16 protein-coding genes are annotated in these 20,996 nt (G+C 71.0%); 12 read left to right on the top strand and 4 right to left on the bottom strand.

The annotated features are described in order from the left end of the window. Positions 1-47: 47 nt before the first annotated feature. Positions 48-800, bottom strand: a complete 753-nt coding sequence (locus ACFWIC_RS07040; RefSeq protein WP_329885325.1) for an RDD family protein — start codon at positions 798-800, stop codon at positions 48-50. Positions 801-1,485: 685 nt separating this feature from the next. Here ACFWIC_RS07040 and ACFWIC_RS07035 point away from each other — a divergent pair. The 6 genes from ACFWIC_RS07035 (at position 1,486) to ACFWIC_RS07010 (ending at position 7,093) form a co-directional block, all read left to right on the top strand. Next, positions 1,486-2,340, top strand: a complete 855-nt coding sequence (locus tag ACFWIC_RS07035; protein ID WP_329885324.1) for a bifunctional methylenetetrahydrofolate dehydrogenase/methenyltetrahydrofolate cyclohydrolase — start codon at positions 1,486-1,488, stop codon at positions 2,338-2,340. Positions 2,341-2,358: 18 nt separating this feature from the next. Next, the gene (locus ACFWIC_RS07030) at positions 2,359-2,778 is read left to right on the top strand and encodes a DUF3017 domain-containing protein (protein WP_329885323.1); all 420 of its coding nucleotides are present in this window, start codon (positions 2,359-2,361) and stop codon (positions 2,776-2,778) included. A gap of 226 nt (positions 2,779-3,004) precedes the next feature. After that, complete coding sequence (locus ACFWIC_RS07025; protein ID WP_329885322.1) at positions 3,005-3,997, top strand: malate dehydrogenase; 993 nt, start codon at positions 3,005-3,007, stop codon at positions 3,995-3,997. Between the two features lie 148 nt (positions 3,998-4,145). Next, a complete protein-coding gene (locus ACFWIC_RS07020; RefSeq protein WP_329947737.1) occupies positions 4,146-5,471 on the top strand; it encodes a hemolysin family protein in 1,326 nt (441 codons plus the stop codon). Between the two features lie 30 nt (positions 5,472-5,501). Next, entirely contained in the window at positions 5,502-6,542 is a 1,041-nt protein-coding gene (gene trpS / locus ACFWIC_RS07015; protein ID WP_329885320.1) for a tryptophan--tRNA ligase, read from the top strand. 62 nt (positions 6,543-6,604) lie between these two features. After that, complete coding sequence (locus ACFWIC_RS07010; protein WP_329885319.1) at positions 6,605-7,093, top strand: 2'-5' RNA ligase family protein; 489 nt, start codon at positions 6,605-6,607, stop codon at positions 7,091-7,093. Here ACFWIC_RS07010 and ACFWIC_RS07005 read toward each other — a convergent pair. Both ACFWIC_RS07005 and ACFWIC_RS07000 read right to left on the bottom strand, forming a co-directional pair. Beyond that, complete coding sequence (locus ACFWIC_RS07005; protein WP_380363648.1) at positions 7,078-9,585, bottom strand: CDP-glycerol glycerophosphotransferase family protein; 2,508 nt, start codon at positions 9,583-9,585, stop codon at positions 7,078-7,080. The genes ACFWIC_RS07010 and ACFWIC_RS07005 overlap by 16 nt on opposite strands. Before the next feature lie 185 nt (positions 9,586-9,770). Further along, a complete protein-coding gene (locus ACFWIC_RS07000; protein WP_329885317.1) occupies positions 9,771-13,346 on the bottom strand; it encodes a CDP-glycerol glycerophosphotransferase family protein in 3,576 nt (1,191 codons plus the stop codon). 150 nt (positions 13,347-13,496) lie between these two features. Between ACFWIC_RS07000 and ACFWIC_RS06995 the strand changes: the two genes are divergently transcribed. Beyond that, on the top strand, positions 13,497-14,495 hold the full coding sequence (locus tag ACFWIC_RS06995; protein WP_380516527.1) for a glycosyltransferase family 2 protein: 999 nt from the start codon (positions 13,497-13,499) through the stop codon (positions 14,493-14,495). A gap of 89 nt (positions 14,496-14,584) precedes the next feature. Further along, the gene (locus tag ACFWIC_RS06990) at positions 14,585-15,682 is read left to right on the top strand and encodes a YihY/virulence factor BrkB family protein (RefSeq protein ID WP_380516524.1); all 1,098 of its coding nucleotides are present in this window, start codon (positions 14,585-14,587) and stop codon (positions 15,680-15,682) included. A gap of 21 nt (positions 15,683-15,703) precedes the next feature. On the opposite strand, the gene ACFWIC_RS06985 is transcribed toward ACFWIC_RS06990, so the two are convergent. Next, a complete protein-coding gene (locus tag ACFWIC_RS06985) occupies positions 15,704-16,927 on the bottom strand; it encodes a D-alanyl-D-alanine carboxypeptidase family protein (RefSeq protein WP_380516571.1) in 1,224 nt (407 codons plus the stop codon). A 312-nt stretch (positions 16,928-17,239) separates the two neighbouring features. Between ACFWIC_RS06985 and ACFWIC_RS06980 the strand changes: the two genes are divergently transcribed. The 4 genes from ACFWIC_RS06980 (at position 17,240) to ACFWIC_RS06965 (ending at position 20,904) form a co-directional block, all read left to right on the top strand. Then, complete coding sequence (locus tag ACFWIC_RS06980; RefSeq protein WP_380516521.1) at positions 17,240-19,006, top strand: recombinase family protein; 1,767 nt, start codon at positions 17,240-17,242, stop codon at positions 19,004-19,006. A gap of 440 nt (positions 19,007-19,446) precedes the next feature. Next, positions 19,447-19,818: a hypothetical protein gene (locus ACFWIC_RS06975; protein ID WP_380516518.1), complete on the top strand. Its 372-nt coding sequence runs from the start codon at positions 19,447-19,449 to the stop codon at positions 19,816-19,818. A gap of 55 nt (positions 19,819-19,873) precedes the next feature. Beyond that, a complete protein-coding gene (locus tag ACFWIC_RS06970; protein WP_380516515.1) occupies positions 19,874-20,632 on the top strand; it encodes a hypothetical protein in 759 nt (252 codons plus the stop codon). Further along, positions 20,629-20,904 carry a hypothetical protein gene (locus ACFWIC_RS06965; protein ID WP_329947732.1) on the top strand — a complete coding sequence of 92 codons (276 nt, stop codon included), beginning with the start codon at positions 20,629-20,631 and terminating at the stop codon, positions 20,902-20,904. Before ACFWIC_RS06970 ends, ACFWIC_RS06965 begins: the two co-directional genes overlap by 4 nt. Positions 20,905-20,996 lie beyond the last annotated feature (92 nt).

The raw sequence follows: 20,996 nt of genomic DNA, 5'->3' as shown, positions 1-20,996 counted from the left end.
CCGGTGAGGGGGTCGGGCCGCTCCGTCGTGCCTGGTGCGGGCGCGCGTTACTTCTTGATCACCAGGGTGCCGGCGGCACGGTCGTGCCAGCCCTGCAGCTTCCCGGAGTTGTCGAAGAACGGCGACAGGTAGACCAGTACGGCGCCGATGTAGCAGAGGAAGGCGCCGACGATCGGGATGATGAAGCGGATGAAGCCGCCGCCCAGGCCGGGGACCTGACCGGTGTTCTCCTTGACCACGCGCAGGCCCAGGGCCAGCTTGCCCAGGGTGGCGCCGGCGAAGGAGACCATCAGCCACTCGTACAGCAGGTTGAACACCGACAGCACGCCGATCATGATCATCATGGTGGCGAGGAAGCCGGCGGCGGCGTCCTGGTTCTGCTGGAGGCAGTCGTTGTACGAGGCGCTGCCGTAGCGGTAGGTGCTGCAGTCGTCGGCCTCCTTGGCGATGCCCAGCGCGCTGGCCAGGCCGAGCGCCATCACCAGCGCGATGACCGCGCCGATCGCGAGGCCGTCGATCAGGCGGGCGAGGAACCGCTGGCCCATGGTGGCGAGCTTCACCGTGCCCAGCTGGGCGATGCTGATGTAGCCGTTGTTCGCCTGGAGGGTGCCCGGCGCCGGCGCGTACGCGTACGCCTGCTGCTGCGGCACGCCGTAGGCCGGCTGCTGCGGCGGCTGCTGCGGGTAGCCGTAACCGGCGGCCGGCGGGGCCTGCTGCGGGTAGCCGTAACCGGCCTGCGGCGGCTGCTGCGGCTGCTGGGGCTGGTTGTACGGGTTGTTCGGGTCGGGCGGGTAGCTCATCGATGCCTCCGGGCAGATGGGGACGGTGGGGACGGGACAACGGAGGACCCGGATCGGACCGGTGGATCGGGTGGCCGGTCGGACGGGACGCTAGCGGAGCGCACTGACACCGGGGGCGTGAACAGCCCGGCGTGCGCCCCGATTCAGGACCGGGGGGACGGTGCGAACAGGGGGCGTGACGGCCCTGCGGCGGGCTGCGGCCCGCGTCGGCGGTAGGTCGTCGTCGGCGCGGTGCGATCTGGTCGGCTCACTCTGTTCTTCCCCCGGGTACGCCCCCGCCGGGTCTGTCCGTCGGCCCGTCACCGGGCCGGATGCGGCGGGGAATGCCCGCTCATCGTCAACCGGGCGGCCGTGCGCTGTCCAGCCGCGCCCGCGCGTCGGACCGGACTGTGGCGGAACCGCAATGTGACCCGCACGTTCCGTGCCCGTCCCGGGCCCGCGGGAGCGCGGGACGGGCCCGCCGCGGGCCTGCCGAGGGGCCCCCGGGGCCCCGACGGCCCGGGTCCGAGTGACCGGCGGTGCCGCGGCCACGGCGCGGACGGGACCGGACCGGTGCCCGGACGGGTGCCCGGACCGATGTCAGGGGCGGTGCCCGGGGCGGTGCCGCCGGCGGCACGCGAGCCGTGGGCCGGACGGCGACGAGGCCGTGGCGCGGACGGTTGCGGGGATCCGGGAGAATGGGGCCATGACTGCGCAGATTCTCGATGGCAAGGCCACCGCGGCCGCGATCAAGTCCGAACTCGCCGCCCGCGTGGCGGTCCTCAAGACGAAGGGCGTCACGCCGGGCCTCGGTACCGTCCTGGTCGGCGACGACCCGGGCAGCCGCTGGTACGTCAACGGCAAGCACCGCGACTGCGCGGAGGTCGGCATCGCCTCGATCCAGCGCGAGCTGCCCGCCACGGCCACCCAGGAGGACGTCGAGAACGTCGTCCGCGAGCTCAACGCCGACCCGGCCTGCACCGGCTACATCGTCCAGCTGCCGCTGCCCAAGGGCCTCGACCAGAACCCCGTCCTGGAGCTGATGGACCCGGACAAGGACGCGGACGGCCTGCACCCGACCTCGCTCGGCCGGCTCGCGCTCGGCATCGAGGGACCGCTGCCGTGCACCCCGCTCGGCATCGTCGAGCTGCTGCGCCGCCACGACGTGGCCATCGACGGTGCCGAGGTGGTCGTGATCGGCCGCGGCGTCACCGTCGGCCGTTCGATCGGCCTGCTGCTGACCCGCCGCTCCGAGAACGCCACCGTCACGCTCTGCCACACCGGCACCCGTGACCTGGCCTACCACCTGCGGAAGGCCGACATCGTGGTGGCCGCCGCGGGCGTGCCGCACCTGGTCAAGCCGGAGGACGTCAAGCCCGGCGCGGCCGTGCTGGACGTCGGTGTCAGCCGCAGCGAGGGCAAGATCGTCGGCGACGTGCACCCCGGCGTGGCCGAGGTGGCCGGCTGGATCTCCCCGAACCCCGGCGGTGTGGGGCCGATGACCCGCGCCATGCTGCTGAACAACATCGTCGTGGCGGCCGAGCGCCGCGCCGGCAGCTGACCCCGAGGGCGGAGAACGATGAGCGAACCGCGGCGGACCAGGCGCAGGCCGGTCAAGACCACCGGCACCCTGCCCCCCGAGGGCTCGGCGGCCGCGCTGGGCCGTGAGCACGCACTGCCGGTCCGGCAGTGGCCGATAACGCTGGTCCTGCTGGTGGTCGGCGCCGGCCTCGCGGTCACCTGGTTCGCGGACTTCGAGGACGGCTTCAAGTACGGGCTGCTGATCATCGGCGGCGGGGTGCTGCTCGGCGCGCTGCTCCGGCTGGCGCTGCCCGAGGTCGGCATGCTGGCGGTCCGCAGCCGGTTCACCGACGTGATCGTGCTGACCTTCCTGGGTCTGTCGATCGTGCTGCTGACCCTGGTGGCCCAGCCCAACCCGTGGCTGGAGCTGCCGCTGCTGGACAACATCGGCCAGCTGATCGGCCGTCCACGACGCTGAGCCGTCCACCGCGCCGAGCCGCCCGCAGGGCGGCGTCGCGGCCCCCGCCCGACCCGTCGGGCGGGGGCCGTCGTCGTCCGTGACCCACCAGCCGGGACCGCGACCGCGGCGTACGCTTCCCTTTGCGATACCCTGACGCCGGTTCTCTCGATGTCGAGAGACCGTCCTCGGCTCCGGCGCGCCGAACGTGCCTGGGGCACCTGGCGATTTGCTGGAGAAGGTAGAAATGACCCGCACCCCCGTCAATGTCACCATCACCGGAGCCGCCGGCCAGATCGGCTACGCGCTGCTCTTCCGCATCGCCTCGGGCCACCTGCTCGGTGCCGACGTACCGGTGAACCTCCGCCTCCTGGAGATCCCGCAGGGCCTCAAGGCCGCCGAGGGCACCGCCATGGAGCTCGTGGACTGCGCGTTCCCGCTGCTGCGCGACATCAAGATCACGGACAACCCGAACGAGGCCTTCGACGGCGCCAACGTCGCGCTGCTGGTCGGCGCCCGTCCGCGCACCGCCGGCATGGAGCGCGGCGACCTGCTGCAGGCCAACGGCGGCATCTTCGGTCCGCAGGGCAAGGCCATCAACGACAACGCCGCGGACGACATCAAGGTCCTGGTCGTCGGCAACCCGGCCAACACCAACGCCCTGATCGCCCAGCGCAACGCCCCGGACGTGCCGGCCGAGCGCTTCACCGCGATGACCCGTCTGGACCACAACCGGGCGGTCGGCCAGCTGTCGGCCAAGACCGGCACCCTGGTCTCCGACATCAAGCGCGTCACCATCTGGGGCAACCACTCCGCCACCCAGTACCCGGACATCTTCCAGGCCGAGATCGCCGGCAAGCCGGCCTTCGAGGCCGTCGGTGCCGACCAGGCCTGGCTGGAGAACGACTTCATCCCGACCGTCGCCAAGCGCGGCGCGGCCATCATCGAGGCCCGCGGCGCCTCCTCGGCCGCCTCGGCCGCCAACGCGGCCATCGACCACGTCCACACCTGGGTCAACGGCACCGCCGCGGGCGACTGGACCTCCATGGGTGTCGTCTCCGACGGCTCCTACGGCGTGCCGGCCGGTCTGATCTCGTCCTTCCCGGTCACCACCAAGGACGGCGCGTTCGAGATCGTCCAGGGCCTGGAGATCTCCGACTTCTCCCGTGGCCGGATCAACGCCTCGGTCCAGGAGCTGGTCGAGGAGCGCGACGCGGTCCAGGAGCTCGGCCTCATCTGAGTCCGCCCCGCAGTGCTTCGCGACGGCCCGCCCCTCCGCACCGGAGGCGGCGGGCCGTCGCGCGTCCGGCCGTCGCGCCTCCGGCCGCCGCCCGGGAGGCGGCGCGACGCGGCCGTCCCGGCGCCGCCCGGTCCTACACTGACCCGCTGTGAACGAAACCATCGAGGACGCCGCGCTCGTCCTCGTCTTCATCGCCCTGGGCGGCCTGTTCAACGTCGCCGAGATCTCGCTGATCTCGCTGCGCGAGGGCCAGATCCGGACGCTGGGGGCCCGGGGCACCCGGCGGGCCGCCCGGGCCGCGCACCTCGCGGCCGACCCGAACCGCTTCCTGGCCGCCGTCCAGGTCGGCGTCACCTGCATGGGCTTCCTCTCGGCCGCGTTCGGCGCCGACACGCTGGCCGGCAAGGTGGCTCCGCTCTTCGTCCGGGCGGGGCTCTCCGCGGGGGTGGCCGACGCCACCGCGCTGGTCGGCCTCACCCTGCTGATCAGCTACGTCTCGCTGGTGCTCGGCGAGCTCACCCCGAAGCGGATCGGCCTCCAGCGGGCCGACTCCATCGCGGTGCTGGCCGCGCCCGTGGTGGACGTCATGTCGGTGGTGCTGCGGCCGGTGATCTGGCTGCTCGGTCACTCCACCGACCTGATGGTCCGGCTGTTCGGCGGCGATCCGACCGCGGGGCGCGGCTCGATGAGCTCCGAGGAGCTCCGTGGCCTGGTCGCGGCCAACACCGAACTCGGCAGTGACGAAAGGACGTTGATCGCGGACGTGTTCGCCGCCGGCGAGCGCCAGCTGCGCGAGGTGATGGTCCCGCGCACCGAGGTGACCTTCCTGGACGCCGAGCGCCCGCTGGCCGAGGTCCGCGAGCAGGCGGGCACCTCCCCGCACTCCCGCTACCCCGTGGTCGAGGGCAGCTACGACGCGGTGACCGGCTTCGTCCACGTCCGCGACCTGTACGGCGCCCGCGGCGAACGGGCCGCCAAGGTCCGTGACCTGGCCCGCCCGGTGAAGCTGCTGCCCGGCACCAAGCGGGTGCTGGCGGCGATGGGCGAGATGCGCCGCGAGGGCCACCACCTGGCGATCGTGGTCGACGAGTACGGCGGCACCGCCGGCATCGTCACCCTGGAGGACCTGGTGGAGGAGGTGATCGGCGAGATCCGTGACGAGTACGACAGCCAGGAGCCGACCACCACCCGCCGGCTGGTTGGCGGCGGCATGGAACTGGACGGCCTGCTGAACCTGGGCGACTTCGCCGAGGAGACCGGCGTCACGCTCCCCGAGGGCCCGTACGAGACGGTGGCCGGCTGCCTGGTGGCCGCGCTGGGCCGGCTGCCCGTCGACGGCGACGCGGTCCGGATCCCGGCCGGCCCGGGGGAGGAGGTGCTGCTGACGGTGGCCAAGGTGGAGGGCCGGCGGATCGCCCGGGTCGGGGTGAGTGCGGTCACACTGACGGAACCGCCGGGGGCAGAGGTTTCCTGACCGGTCGGTGGAACTGGAACAATGGCCCGCATGGTCAACGCAGCGGTCACTGGTCCGGTCAAGGACCGTCCCCGGGTTCTCTCCGGGATCCAGCCCACCTCCGGCTCGTTCCACCTCGGCAACTACCTCGGCGCGGTGCGCCAGTGGGTCGACCTGCAGGAGGACAACGACGCCTTCTATATGGTGGTCGACCTGCACGCGATCACGGTCGAGCAGGATCCGGCGACGCTGCGCGAGAACACCCGGGTCTCCGCCGCCCAGCTCCTCGGCGCCGGGCTGGACCCCGAGCGCTGCACCCTGTTCATCCAGTCGCACGTGCCCGAGCACGCGCAGCTCGGCTGGGTGATGAACTGCCTCACCGGCTTCGGCGAGGCCTCCCGGATGACCCAGTTCAAGGACAAGTCGGCCAAGCAGGGCGCCGCCGGCACCTCGGTCGGCCTCTTCACCTACCCGGTCCTGCAGATCGCCGACATCCTGCTCTACCAGGCGGACGCCGTCCCGGTCGGTGAGGACCAGCGCCAGCACCTGGAGCTCACCCGCGACCTCGCCGAGCGGTTCAACACCCGCTACAGCCCGACCTTCACCGTGCCGAAGCCGTACATCCTCAAGGAGACGGCCAAGATCCTGGACCTCCAGGACCCGGGCGCCAAGATGAGCAAGTCCGCCTCCTCCGCCAAGGGCCTGGTGAACCTGCTCGACGAGCCGAAGGCGAGCGCCAAGAAGTTCAAGAGCGCCGTCACCGACACCGGCACGGTCGTCTCCTACGACGAGGAGGAGAAGGCCGGCGTCTCCAACCTGCTGCGGATCCACTCGGCGCTCAGCGGCCAGTCGATCGACCAGCTGGTCGCGCACTTCGAGGGCAAGATGTACGGCGCCCTGAAGACCGAGCTGGCGGAGCTGTTCGCCGACTGGGTGACGCCGTTCCAGCAGCGCACCCGGGGCTTCCTGGACGACCCGGCCGAGCTGGACCGCGTTCTCGCGCTGGGCGCCGAGAAGGCCCGTGACGTGGCGTCGCGGACGCTGGAGACGGTGTACGACCGGATCGGCTTCCTTCCGGCCGCCAAGCGGTGACTCCGCTGACGAGCCTGCCCGGTGGTGGCGGTCTTCCCGGGACCGTCACCATCGGCGTGTCCGTGAGCGTCCCGGATCCGTACGGCTCGGCGATCCAGGACGCGCGGGCCGGGCACGGCGACCCGCTGGCCCGGTCGATACCCACGCACGTCACCCTGCTGCCGCCGACGGAGGTGCCGGCCGAGGCGCTGCCGAAGATCGAGGAGCACCTGGCGGCGGTGGCGGGCGCGCACCGGTCGTTCCGGATGGTGCTGCGCGGCTCCGGCTCCTTCCGCCCGGTCTCCCCGGTGGTCTTCGTCCGGGTCGAGGAGGGCGAGCAGGAGTGCCGGCTGCTGGAGGCGGACATCCGCTCCGGCCCGCTGGCCCGGGAGCTGGCGTTCCCGTACCACCCCCACGTGACGGTGGCCCACGGGCTCGCCGACGACGTGCTGGACCAGGCGTACGAGCAGGCGCGGTCGTTCCGGGCGGCGTTCCCGGTGCCGGGGTTCAGTCTCTCCCGCTTCGACGACGACGAGGTCTGGCGGCCCTGGCGGGCCTACGACTTCGGCTGAGCGCGTCCGAGTCCGAGCATCCGGTCGACCACCCGGCCCGCGGCGCCGCCGTCGTCCAGCGCGCAGTGGACGTCCCGGAAGCGCCGGTGGCGCTCGGCGTGCCCGGCGGGCAGCCCGCCGTCGTCGGCCAGTCCGCGCAGCGCCGCGACCACCTGGTCGGAGTCGTCGAGCAGCGGCCCGGGGGCCTGCGACTCGAAGTCGAAGGTGAAGCCGCGCAGGGTGTCCCGGTAGTGCGCCAGGTCGTAGGTGAAGAAGAGCATCGGGCGGCCGGTGACCGCGAAGTCGAACATGACGGACGAGTAGTCCGTGACCAGCACGTCGGCGATCAGCAGCAGGTCCTGCACGTCCGGGTAGTCGCCGCAGTCCCGCACGAAGCCGTCCCGGTCGCCCGCCAGCGGCTCGCGGACGTGCGCGTGCTGGCGGACCAGCAGGACGTGGTCGCGGCCGAGCGCCTCCCGGGCCCGGTCGAGGTCGAGCCGCAGGTCGAGCCGGAAGCCGTCGCCGTCCGGGCGCTGCTGGTCCTCCCGCCAGGTCGGCGCGTACAGCACCACCCGCCGGCCGTCCGGGACGCCGAGCCGGCGGCGGACGGCGGCGGCCCGTGCGGTGTCGGGCCGGGCCAGCAGGTCGTTGCGGGGGTAGCCGGACTCCAGGATCTCGCCGCGGTAGCGGAAGGCCCGGCGCAGGTGCGGGGTGGCGAAGCCGCTGGGTGAGACCAGCAGGCTCCACTGCGGGGTCTCCCGGGCGAGCGCGTCGAGGTAGCCGTGGTCGGCGAGCCAGGGGTTGTCGACGTCGTGGGCGATCCGCTTGAGCGGGGCGCCGTGCCAGGTCTGGACGACGACCTGGCCGGGGCGGCGGCGCAGGAAGTCCGGGAAGTGCGTGTTGCCGACCAGGTACCGGCTGGTGGCCAGGGCCCGGTACCACTCGGGGCTCCAGACCCGCACCGCCCGGACCCCGGGCGGCAGCTCGGCCTGGCCGTCGTCGATCACCCAGAGGTGTTCCAACGGGGCTCCCCGGCGCACGAGTTCGGCGTGCACGGCACGTGGCGAGTCGGCGTAGCCGCGCCCGCCGAAGACGTCGTACAGCACGGTCTCGCGCAGCGGCTCGCGGCGGGCGGCGGGGTAGCCGGCGGAGCGCTGGCGGGCCTGGGTCCAGGCGCTGCGCTCGGTGGCGGTGAGGACGGGCGTGGAGTCCAGCAGCAGGGTGTCGTGCCAGCGCCGCTGGAGCAGGACGCGCTTGCCGCCGGCCCGGGCGGCGGCCGGCAGGGCGGCCAGGACGGCGGGGGCGGCGATCAGCGGGCGCGCGGGGCCGGGCCGTCCGACCGGGTGGAGGGCAGCCTCCCAGAGCCCCTTGCGCAGCGGCAGTTCGGTGCCGTCGGAGCCGGTGCGGGTGGCAGGCAGCCGGACCAGGAACCGGTGGTCGGGGCCGAGGTCGACCGGCCGGCGGATCTCGCTGCCGGTGCCGCTGTGCCGCAGCACCAGTTCCAGCGGTCCGGGGGCGGGGCAGTGGCCGGTGAGCTCGAAGCCGCCGCTCCGGACGGCGAGCCGTTCGACGTAGCCGGCGGCGGGCTGGACGCAGAGCTGGAGCCGGCCGTCGGCGAGGTGCTTGAGGTAGAGCGCCCGGTCGTCGGTGCCGGGCAGCCGGTGCTGGCCGGCGACCGGGCCGTGGCGCTCGTCGAGGACGAGTGGTCCGGCGGAGCCGTCGGGGCGGAGCAGCTCCGGTTCCCAGTGCTCCGGCTCCTGGCCGCCGCGCCCGTCGGCGGTGAACGGCCGGTACGGCAGGTGGACGGCGAGGGACCGCCCGGAGGTGGTGACCGGGTGGATCAGGACGGCGCCGCTCTCGCGGTGGCGCAGTCGCAGCACGGTGCCGGCCGGGCAGGGGGCGGTGGTGGCGCCGCGCAGCCGCAGCCCGTCCGCCGCCGGGTCGGCGCCGGTGAGGCGGGCGCCGGGGCGTTCCAGCCGCAGGCTCAGCCGGCCGTCGGCGAAGTGCGGCTGGAGGCGGACGTCGTGGTCGACCCAGCGGGCCGGCGGGTACTCGCCGGAGCCGCACCAGTGGGCGCCGAGGGCGCCGTACTGCCGGCGCAGCCGGGTGGGGCGGGGGCGGGTGAAGAGGGTGGCCTCGACGGTCCAGTCGCCGAGCAGCCAGTCGTCGCCGGGGCGGAGCCGGCGGGGTTCGACCAGGGCGGTGAAGCCGGCCCAGTCGTTGTTGTGGTCGGGGTGGGCGGCGTCGTCGGTGATCTCGGGAATGCGGCGCGGCCGGGTGGGGAGGTGGAGGGGCGGTTCGTGGTCGTCGCGACGCAGGGTGAGCCAGGTCCAGGCCGAGCCGGGGCGGGCGGTGTCCCGGTCGTCCGGGCGGGCGTAGCCGGTGAGTTCGAGGCCCCGGGCGGTCCAGCGGGCGCGCAGCAGCCCGAAGGCGGCGTCCTCGTCGCCCCCGGGTGACGGTTCGCCGGAGCGGGGTGCGGCGTGCGGGAGGACGAGCCGGGTGAGGACAGTCATCTTCCACGAACCTTTCTCGGCAAGAAATCGCGAAGTTACCGGGAAATGATTCCTGAAGTCAATTAAATGTTTACCTGAATATTGCCTGGGAGTTCTCTCGGAGAATGCGTTCTCGACGGTGCCCACGGAAAAGGGCGCCTGACGCGAACATCGCGTCGGGCGCCCTTTTCCGTGGACCGCGGCGGCTACGCCTCGCGGCTCAGCATCGCGTCCACCACCCGGGCGGCGGCCTGGCCGTCGTCCAGGTCGCAGTACTTCTCGCGGAACGCCGCGTACCGGTCGGCGTTCTCCGCGGCCACCTCGTCCACCCGGCCCAGCGCGGCGACCAGCTCCTCGGAGGTGGCCAGCAGCGGGCCGGGCGCCTCCTTCTCCAGCGGCAGCGAGAACCCGCGCAGGTTGTCGCGGTAGTGCGCCAGGTCGTAGGTGAAGAACAGGATCGGCTTGCCGGTCGCCGCGAAATCGAAGACCGACGCCGAGTAGTCCGTCACCAGCACGTCGGCGACCAGCAGCAGCTCGGCGGTGTCCGGGTAGCTGCTGACGTCCCAGACGTAGCCGTTGCCGGCGCCCGGGATCGGCTCGCGCACGTTGGAGTGCCGGCGGACCAGCAGCACCTGGTCGTCGGCCAGCGCGGCCTGCGCCGCCTCCAGGTCCAGCTGCAGGTTCAGCTGGTAACCGCCGTAGTGGCGGCGGCGGTCCTCGCGCCAGGTGGGCGCGTACAGCACGACCTTCTTGCCCTCGGGCAGGCCGAGCCGCTCGCGCACCTGCTCGGCGGTCTTCTCCCGGTCGGGGGAGAAGAACAGGTCGTTGCGCGGCAGACCGCTCTCCAGGATCTCGCCCTTGAAGTCGAACGCGCGACGCAGCACCGGAGCCGCCCAGGTGCTCCCCGCGACCAGCAGGTTCCAGTTCGGGACCTCCTTGGCGAGGCCCTTCAGGTAGTGCGCGTCGGTGAACCAGACCTTCTCGAAGTCGTGGCCGATGTTCTTCAGCGGGGTGCCGTGCCAGGTCTGCAGCACGATCTGCCCGGGCCGGCGGACGAAGAAGTCCGGCAGGTGCGCGCTGGTCACGATGTACTTCGCGGTGGCCAGCGTCTCGAACCACTCGGGGCTCCAGAGCCGGACCGCGCCGGCCGTCTGCGGCAGGTCGGCCTGGAGGTCGTCACTGCCCCACAGGTGCTCCAGCGGCAGGCCGCGGCGGACCAGCTCCTCGTGGATCGCCCGCGGCGAGTCCGCGTAGAGCCCGCCGAGCGCCACGTTGTACAGCACCGTGTCGCGCAGCGGCGCCCGGCGGGCGGCCGGGTAGTCGACCTTCCGCAGCTGGCGCTGGCGCCAGCCGCTGCGCTCCTCCGGAAGCAGTATGTTCTCCGACTCCAGCTGCAGGCCGTCGTGGTGGCGGCGCTCCAGCACGATCCGCTTCCCGCGGGCCTCCACCTCCAGCGGCAGCGAGCCGAAGCACTCGGGCGCGATCAGCGCGTACGAGCTCATGTCCGGGTTGTAGACGACGCCGGCCGGGCGGAACGAGATGTTCCAGCCGCCCTGCGCGAGCGGCGCGTTGCCCGCGAACGAGGCCGTCGGCACGGCCGGCAGCGCGGTCCGGAAGCGGCCGTCCGAGATCTCCACCGGGTAGACGTGCTGCTCCTCGCCCCAGTGGTGGCGGACCAGCAGCTCCCAGTGATGGTTGCCGGGCAGCGGGAAGGTGCCGCTGAGCAGGAAACCGTCCGCGCCGCGCGAGGTGATCTCGTGGACCACCGGCTGCAGCAGCTGGTCGGAGAGCTGCAGGTAACCGCCGGGGGAGGGCTTGGAGTACAGCGTGCGCTGCGCCGCGACCGGGGCCTCGGGGTTCAGCAGCACGTTGAGCTGCTCCGGGGCGTTGCGGTCGTCCAGGGCGATCGGGACGCTGAGGCCGTTGGCCAGCTCCAGGGAGGCGTCCCAGCGGTCGCGGGCGCGCTCCTCGGCGATCGGGTCCAGCTTCGCCCAGGCCTCGCGGACGGCGGTCAGCTCGGCCGTCGGGAAGGAGATGTGGAACGGCTGGAGCGTGCCGACCGGGGTGCCCTGCGAGAGCGGGAAGAACAGCTCGCGCTCGGACTCCACGTGGGTCAGCCGCAGCCGCGCCCCGGCCAGCCGGACGCCGGCGCGGGCGGCGCCGGAGATCTCGACCGTGTTGCCGTGCGCGGCCAGCCCGGTCACCCGGACCTGGACGTTCTCGACCCTGACGTAGACGCTGCCGTCGCGGACGAACGGCACGATCCGGACGTCCGGCTCGACCCAGTGCGAGGGCAGGTACAGCGCGGTGTCCGCCCAGCCGGCCCAGATGCGGCCCTTGTAGACGCCGCCCTTGCCGGCGCCGGCCACCAGGACGCGCCAGTTGCCGTCCTTCCACTGGCCCCGGTGCTTGAGCTTCGCCGGGTCGAGGGCGACGGTGAAGCCGGCCCAGTCGCAGTTGTACAGGTCGTGGTGGTTGGTGGCGGTGGCCTCGGGGCTGTACTGGGTCTTCATCGGCACGGCGACGACCCGGCGGCCCTTGGTCTCGCGCAGCACCAGCGTGCGGACCATGTCGAGCTTGTTGGCGGCGCCCAACTGCTCCGGGTAGGCGTGCCCGGTCAGCCGCAGCCGGCCGCCCTCCCACGCCGACCCGTAGAGCCGGCTGCGGATGACGGTGGAGTTGCGCAGGCTCAGCAGGTTCGACGGCACGCTCTTGCGGCCGCCGCGCAGGAACGGGTAGTCGGCGTACGGGCGCAGCAGGCCCTTGGCGACGACGCCGCCGTTGCTCTCGCCCTCGTACTTGATCTGCTCGACGAACTCGTCGACCCGGCCCTGGAGGGTCAGGTGGTACTTCAGGCGCAGCGGCGCCCGGAGCTTCTTCACCGGGTCCGGGCCGATCGACCGGAGGAGGCGGCTGACGCACTTCACGTAGGCGTCCCGGTACTCCTTGTCGCCGTCCACGACGGACCAGAAGAACATCGGGAGCTCCTCGACGAGGGTGTTCTCGTCGTAGGTGCGCAGGTACTCGGCGAAGCGCGGCTCGGTCTGCTTCTTCAGCCAGCCGCGGACCAGCTCGACCGAGGTGACACGGTCGATCAGGCCCTTCGGGTTGGTGCGCATCTGCGTGATCGACATCTCGCCGACCTCGCGCTCGCGCCAGTGGTAGATCGGCTCGGAGAGCACGTCCACGCTCTTGGCGAGGTAGTGGTGCGGCACGCTGACCGGCGCGTCCTCGTACAGGATGCCCTCGGGGTAGAGGATGCCCGCCGCGTCGAAGAAGGAGCGGCGGTACACCTTGTTCCACGCGGTGCGGTCGGTGACCAGCGAGGGGATCTCGGTGATGTGCGTCTTGAGCACGGTCTTCGCGAACGGGCGGCTGTGGCCGCCGGACTGGTAGTAGCCGATCGCGCGGAACCGCAGCACGTTGCCGGTGGCGAAGTCCGAGCCGGTCTCGTCGAGCGTGTTGATCATCAGCTCGTACGCGCTCGGCGGCATCGAGTCGTCGCTGTCGACGAAGCAGAGGAACTCGGAGTCCGGGTCGATGTGCCGGATACCCGTGTTGCGGGCCGCGCCGAGGCCCTTGTTGACCTGACGCACCAGGCGGAACCGCGAGTCCTCGGCGGCGTAGGCCTCGGCGAGTGCGGCGCTGGTGTCCTTCGAACCGTCGTCGACCATGACGCACTCGAAGTCGGTGAACGTCTGGGCGGCGATCGAGTCGAGACACTCCACGAGGTAGCGCTCGACGTTGTAGATCGGGACGACGATGGAGAGGCGGGGAGCCATCGGCTACGCAGGCCTTTCTCGGGAAGGAGCGTGGCAGCCCGTTCGGGGTCTGACCGCACTTTGAATCGGTGCGTACGTGCCTGTCGATCCTACCGTCCGGCCCAAGGGGCCCCCGGGCAACCGTGGTCCGCCGGCCACTACCCTGTGCCCATGCCCCGCTTCAGCGTGATCGTTCCGGTCCACAAGGTCGAGGAGTACCTCGTCGAGTGCCTCGACTCGGTGCTCGGCCAGGGTGGTCCGGACCTCGAACTGATCGCGGTGGACGACCGCTCCCCGGACGGCTGCGGCGCGCTGCTCGACGCGGCCGCCGTCCGCGACCCGCGGGTCCGGGTGCTGCACCTGCCGGAGAACGTCGGCCTCGGCCGGGCCCGCAACGCCGGCCTCGACGTCGCCACCGGCGACTACGTGGTCTTCCTGGACAGCGACGACACGATGACCCCCGGCCTGCTCAAGGCCGTCGACGACCGGCTCGCGGCCGGCGGCGACCCGGACGTCCTCGTCTACGACTACGCCCGCACCTACGCCGACGGCCGGATCACCCGGGCCGCCTCCTCGCACGTCTTCGGCGCGGCCTCCCCGGCCGTCTTCGACCTCGCCGCCCGCCCGGACCTCCTCGACCTGCTCCAGGTGGTCTGGAACAAGGCCTACCGGCGCGACTTCGTCACCGCGCAGGGCCTCGCCTTCCCGGCCGGCTACTACGAGGACACCCCCTGGACGTACCCGGCGCTGCTCGCCGCGCGGAGCATCACGCTGCTCGACCGGGTCGGCGTGCACTACCGCCAGCGCCAGGAGGGCGGCAACATCCTGGCCACCGCGAGCCGCCGGCACTTCGACGTCTTCGCCCAGTACGACCTGGTCTTCGCCTTCCTGGACGGCCGCCCCGGGCTGGACCACTGGCGCCCGGTGGTCTACGGCCGGATGCTGCACCACCTCAACACCGTGGTCTCCCGGCCCGGCCGGGTCCCGCCCGGCGACCGCCGCGAGTTCTTCCGCCGCGCTGCCGCGCACTGCGCCCGGCTCCGCCCGGCCGGCTACCGCCCGCCCGCCGGGGTGGCCGGGATCCGGACCGAGCTGCTCGCCCAGGGCCGGTACACCCCCTACCAGGCGGTCCGCGCGCTGGCCCGGGCCCGCCGGCTGGTGCGGCGCTGACGCTCCGCCCGCGGAGCGGGTCGGCGGACCTGCCGGTGCGCCGGGGAGTCTGACGGCCATTCGGGCGACCTGCCGGTATAACCGGACGGGTGGACTTCCTGACCCGCCTTCCGGTGATCGGCCCGCTCGTGGCACGGGTGCTGCACAGCCGCCCGTACCGTGCCTACGAACACTTCACCGCCGTCCGCGGCAACCGGCTGGCCGGCGCGGTCACCTTCTTCGGCTTCCTCGCGCTCTTCCCGCTGCTCACGGTGGCGCTGGCGATCGCCGTCGCCACCCTCAGCGACGCCCGCGTCCAGGACATCCAGGACCGCATCTCCGAGCAGCTGCCCGGCATCTCGGACGCGCTCAACCTGCCCTCCCTGGTGGCCAACGCCGGCGCGGTCGGGCTGGTCAGCGGCGTCCTCCTGCTGCTCTCCGGGCTCGGCTGGGTGGACACCATGCGCACCTCGATCCGGGACGTGTGGCAGCTGCCCGACGAGGAGGGCAACCCGCTGCTGCGCAAGGGCTGGGACTGCCTGGTGCTGGGCGGCCTGGGCGTGGTCTCGCTGTTCTCGCTGGGGGCCTCGGCCGCGGGGACGACGCTGGCCGGCCGGATCGCCGACTGGATCGGCCTGGGCCGCGGCGGGCCCGGCGGCTACCTGCTCACCGGCGTGGGCCTGCTGGTCGCGGTCGCCTCGGCGATGCTGCTCTTCGCCTACCTGCTGGCGCCGTTCGCGCGGATCGGCGGGCAGCGCCGGCGGGTCGTGCTGCAGGGGGCGCTGATCGGTGCGGTCGGCTTCGAGCTGCTGAAGATCCTGCTCTCCTCCTACCTCGGCTCGGTCGCGGGGAAGAGCCTCTACGGCGCCTTCGGGGTGCCGGTGGCACTGCTGCTCTGGATCAACTTCGTCTGCCGGCTGCTGATGTACTGCGTGGCCTGGACGGCGACGGCCGACCCGGAGGCCGCCCGGGACCGGGTCCGCGAGCGGGCCCGCGCGATGGTCGAGGCCGCCGACGAGGCCGTCGACCAGGCCGCCGACCCCGCGAAGCCAGGAGCGAAAGCCGGAGCGACGAAGGCCGGAGCGACGAAGGCCGGAGCGGAGACCCCGGCCGGAGACGCTGCGGACGGCGGCACGGACGGCGGGCGTGAGAGCGGCCCCGGGGGCGAAGCGGACGGCGGCGCGACGGAGGCCCGGCCCCGGACGTGAGACCGGGCCCCGTCACGGGTTTCAGCCGCCGGCGGCGCGCCGCCGGTTGAGCAGCAGCAGCCCGGCGGCGCCGCCCGAGGTGAGGGCGAGCGCGACGGCGATCCAGCCGACCGGGCCGAGCCCGTCGCCGTCGCCGCCAGTGTGCGCGGCGGATGCCGTGTCCGCGGCGGTGGTCGTGGCGGCCGGCGAGGGGTGCGGCGGCGGTGCGGGTGCGCCGGCGGCGCCGCCCGCCTGGCCGGTCGGGACCGGTGCGGCGGTCTCGCCCTCCTCGACCAGCTTCCCGACCGGGCTGACCTTGCCGGCCGCGGCGAAGCCCCAGTCCAGCAGCGCCGCCGTCTCGTCGTAGACCTTCTGGTACGAGGTCGGGTGCATGACCGTCACCAGCAGGGTGCGGCCGTCCCGCTCGGCGGCGCCGACGAAGGTGGAGCCGGCGTTGGTGGTGAAACCGTTCTTCACGCCGATCAGGCCGGGGTACTTGCCGAGCAGCCGGTTGGTGTTGGCGATCCCGAAGCTGCCGCGCTGCCCGGTGTTCTTGTCCACCGCGCCGGGGAACAGCATGTCGCGGGTGGCGCAGTACCCGCGGAAGTCGGGGTTGCGCAGCCCGGCGCGGGCGAACAGGGTCAGGTCGTAGGCCGAGGAGACCTGGCCCTCCGAGTCGTAGCCGTCCGGCGAGACCACCCGGGTGTCCCGGGCCTGGAGCGCCTCCGCCCGGGCCTGCATCTCGGCGACGGTCTGCTGGACGCCGCCGTTCATGTGCGCGAGGACGTGCACCGCGTCGTTGCCGGAGCTGAGGAAGACCCCGCGCCAGAGGTCCTCGACCCGGTACTCCAGGTCCTCCTTGATGCCGACCAGGGAGCTGCCGGCGCCGATCCCCTGGATCTCCGCGTCCGCGACCTTGTGCACGGCGTTGCGGTCGAACTTGGGCAGCACGGTGTCGGCGAAGAGGATCTTGAGGGTGGAGGCCGGGGCCAGCCGCAGATGCGGGTTGCTGGCCGCCAGCACCTCGCCGGACACCGCGTCGGCGACTATCCAGGACTGCCCGGTGAGATCGCCCGGCAGGGCCGGGGCGCCGGCCAGTGGCGCCACCTGGACCCCGGGGAGGCCCAGCCGTTCGCCGCCGACCGCGGCCGGCGGCGGTGGTTCGTTCGGGGCCGCGACGGCCACCGGGGCGGCGAGGAGGAGCGGAAGGGCCGCGACGGGCGCGGCGATCACACGTGCGAGCTTCGAGCAAGTGGGCACCAGCAGACGGTACCCAGTGCAGGCCCCCGCCGTCCGCCACTCCGTCGTCCTCCGCCGCAGGAGGGGCCCGCCGTACTCCGAACGGCCGCCCGCGCATACTGGGGAGGCACGTCGTCTTCACCGCTCCGCCGCCTTCACCGCGTCGCCCCGCCGCCCCGCCGAGGAACGCCCCATGAAGCTCAGTCGCCGCACCTCCTGGTTCCTGACCGCCTTCGGCGTCTGGTCCATGATCATCTGGACCGCCTTTGATGAGAAGGTACCTAGCAAAGCTTCGGCAAAGCGGAAAGCGCAGGTCAGACGGTGCGGCAAGCTCAGAGCATGGCAACCTTCCTCGCTCCGGGCATCCCCTCGGACCAGCTAGACGTCGTCCGGGTCGGGCTGTACGCCCGTCAGTCCAGCAAGCGGCCGGACGCCTCCGAGGCGTCGCCCGAGGCACAGCTGAGCGCCGGTCACGCCCTGGTGGCCGCACGCGCCACCAGCAAGTGGCAGGTGGTCCGGGAGTACAAGGATGTGGGCAAGTCGGGGTGGGACCCGAAGGTTGTCCGGCCGGACTTCGAAGAAATGATGCTCTCCGTCGAACGCGGGGAATTGGACGTCATTGTTGTCAATGAGCTTTCGCGCCTGACCCGGCAAGGCGCTTACGAAGCCATGACGATTGACAAGAAGCTGCGCGAGTACGGCGTGCGACTTGTCAGCGTTCAGGAGCCGTTCCTTGACACCAGCAATCCTGTCGGTGAGGCAGTTTTTGCGCTCATCGCTGCGCTGGCCAAGCAGGACTCCGATATCAAGGCGGCCCGCACCGCCGGCGCAAAGGACGAGATTCAAGCCGTCGGTGGACGCCACTCCTCCACCCCACCTTTCGGGATGAAGGCCCGCCGCGAGATGATCGGAAAGCTCACCGTCACCACGCTTGAGCCCAATGAGGATCATTGGGAGGGAGCGGGAATGGCCTACGCCGAGGTGGTCCGGAAACTGGTTGGCCTGGCGTTCAAGGGGTACGCCTACAACCGTATTGCGGCAACCATGAACCAGGAAGGCGTACCCGCCCCGGGCACCACGGCGCAGCGCAACACCGAAGCACGCAAGAAGGCCGTCCTGGAACGCGGATTCCCTGGCAGGCAGCGGACTGGGATCATTTGGCGGGCGCAGACCGTGCGTCACATCCTCACGCATCCCTGTATCGGAGGGTTCGCCTCCGCACGTCTCCCAAAGGGCCCCAAGGGTACACTGACCAACGTCATTGCCCGGGACGGGTCAGGGGCTCCTCTTGCGCCACACAAGGGCATCATCCCCGGCCAGACATGGCTAGAGCTTCAGGAGAAAATCGGTCAGCGCGGCCTTGCTGAGCGGCAGTACGAGAACAGCGTGCCGGAGCTGCTTTCGGGGTGGAAGTTCTCCCGCTGCGCCAAGTGTGAGGGCTCGATGGGCAAGAGCGGGCGGTACTACATGTGCGCAAACCCGATTGGGCATGGCGGCCTTTCCGTGCAGATCACCCACCTTGACGACTTCGTGGCCCGCCGGGTGTGGGCAAAGATCAGCAATGCCGATCTCTCCGACCCGGAAGACCAGGCATGGCTTGTGGCAGCTGCCGTACGGTTTGCAGAGCAGCAGGACCTTGCCGGAGTCGAGGACGAACGGGCCGAAACGCAGGCGCACCTTGACCACGTCCAGCAATCCATCACGGATCTTTATGCGGACCGGAAGGCAGGCGTCTACAAGGGGGAGCGTGGAGCGGCGGCATTCCAGGGAACCATGCTCCAATACCTGGAATACGAGGAGACGTGCTTTGAGCGCCTTCGACAACTGAACGATAAGTCGGCGAATGCGGTGCAGATCCCGGCGGAGTGGTTTGCTGCTGAATCTGACCCGCTGGGACCGGAGTCCCCGTGGGCAGGATGGGACGTCATCAAGCGTCGGCAGTTCCTCGATTTGTTCCTCTCCGGCGTAGCCGTTGGCCCTGGGCGGCGCGCTGACCGGTCCGTAATCCCTGTTGCCGACCGCGTCACCCTGGATTGGCGACCGACACCCGCACCCGAAGAGCTGGCGCACATTATGGGGAACAAGCGCCCGCTGGTGGTCATCTGACGATTCGCCGGAACCGGCCCGGATTGCAGAGATTGAGTCTCTGTGGTCCGGGCCACCTTTGTGTCACCGAGGTGCGACGACTGAATGTAGTTTGCCTCTTGGCAAGATCGCACAGCGAGTGTCTGACCTGCGCGAATGTAGAAATGTAGAAATGTAGGGGTCCCCACATCCACCCTAAGTGCATCTAGATCCCTCTTACGGGGGAAGCCGAGAGGCTCGACACTCGTACCGACGCGCCCCAACAATTGATCAACTGAATAGTGAACCCCGGCAGAGGCCCTACGGCCTTCTTGCCGGACCCGCCGACAGAGATCCGTCTCTTGTCGATAGGCCCGTGTTACGGATGCTGCTTTCCCAACGGTCAGGTCGGTGACCGATGGATGTGCAGCGCCCGTGATGCGGGGCCATTTTTGTACCCAAATTCGACTAGGGGCCGGCCTGTGGACCGACGATCCGAAATCGCCAAGCACATCAACAACGCCCGCGCCGCAGTAGAGGCGAAGAAGGCCGCCAATGCGCCTACCCACGGAAATGTGACCCCGCAGCCGGCCGCCGACCTCTCCGCGCTGTGCCAGCAGATTGGCGCCAAGTTCTCCATCCCTGAGACATGGCGCGACCGCCTTACGGGCTCGAATGCCGAGGAAATCACGGCGGACGCTCGAAAGCTCGCCGAGCACTTCCGTTCGCCCCTCAAAATTACGCCTACGCCACTCGTCAGGGGTGGCGGCGCTGCCGAGCACGATCCCGGGAATGGAGAAATCGATCCGGTAAAGCTCGCCGCTCTAATCCTCCGGCGGCGAATGGCGGCCTAGAACTGCACCGCTAAGCCGCTTCTCTCTGAATTCCTGCCGACAAGGAGCCATATCAATGTCTTACATTTCGCCCGACGCCCGAATCACTCGACTCAACGCGCTGTACGACCAGGCGTCTCGGGAGGTCCCGCGCTACACGTATACGTGCACGCCGGAAAGCGTGAAGAACGCTCTCGATAAATTTGAAGAAATTCTGCGCAAGCGCGCGGAATCCGACGACGCCGTTTCTTTTGCCGAGGCTGACCTCGCCAAGGTGGAGGGCAGGGATCAGCTCGCTGTCAAGGTGGCCCTTGCACAGGGTAAGCCGCTTCCCAAGTCGACCAACCGTGGCCTGCTGGAGAGCCGCCTTGCGGAGGCTCAGCGCGTCCAGACGGCGGCCTATGAGCTTGCCGCCGAGGCCGCTTCGGCGGTCCGTGCTGCGGCTATCTCCGTGCGCGCTGACTGGCGCTCTGACGTCACCGGCCTGGCCGAGGAGAAGCGCGCCGCTGCCGTGGTCGCGGCAACTCAACTGGCCTGTCTCATGGATGAGTTGGTCACCCTGGCGGAAACCGTGGAGGACCTTGACGCGGACCTGGGCCATCCGTGGAACGGGAACGGGCAGCAGTGGCGCTACATGGCACCGCGCGGGGGCATCAATTGGAACGGCGACCGAATTGCGCTGGATCGAATTCTGACCGATCGGCTGGAGTTTAACGGCAATGCATATGGTGCCCTTCCCGGTCGCCTCGACCCGAAGGCGGACCCGGACGCCGAATTCGACCCGGCGGCCGGCCCGTCCTCTCCCGTCAGTGATATGGAGCCGTGGAATCGATGAGCTACGTTCTGACTGATCGGGACGTTGCACTCAAGGCGCTGGGTCACGTGATCCGCAGCGCCGAAACTGGCTGCCTCATTTCGGAAAGACTGGACCGGGGCGGTCGGGCAGTTGTGCGATACGGCGCGCATGGCCATACCAAGAAGGAACTTGCCCATCGTGTGATCTATCGAGCCCTTAATCGGCCGGTTGCGGCTAATGAAGAGCTGCGCCGGATCTGCCGGGACTCGCGTCGCCTGGAGCCTAAGCATTCTGAATTGGTGCGCCATTAGTAGGGGCGCACCCCCTGGGGCATGACCCCCTCCCCGGGGTTCCTTCCCCGCAGAGACTTAGCAGGAATCGGCCTCTGTACCGGTCTGGGACT

This window comes from Kitasatospora sp. NPDC127035 (genome assembly GCF_042726075.1).
Taxonomy (GTDB): domain Bacteria; phylum Actinomycetota; class Actinomycetes; order Streptomycetales; family Streptomycetaceae; genus Kitasatospora.
This window is presented reverse-complemented; position numbering and strand designations above follow the sequence as displayed.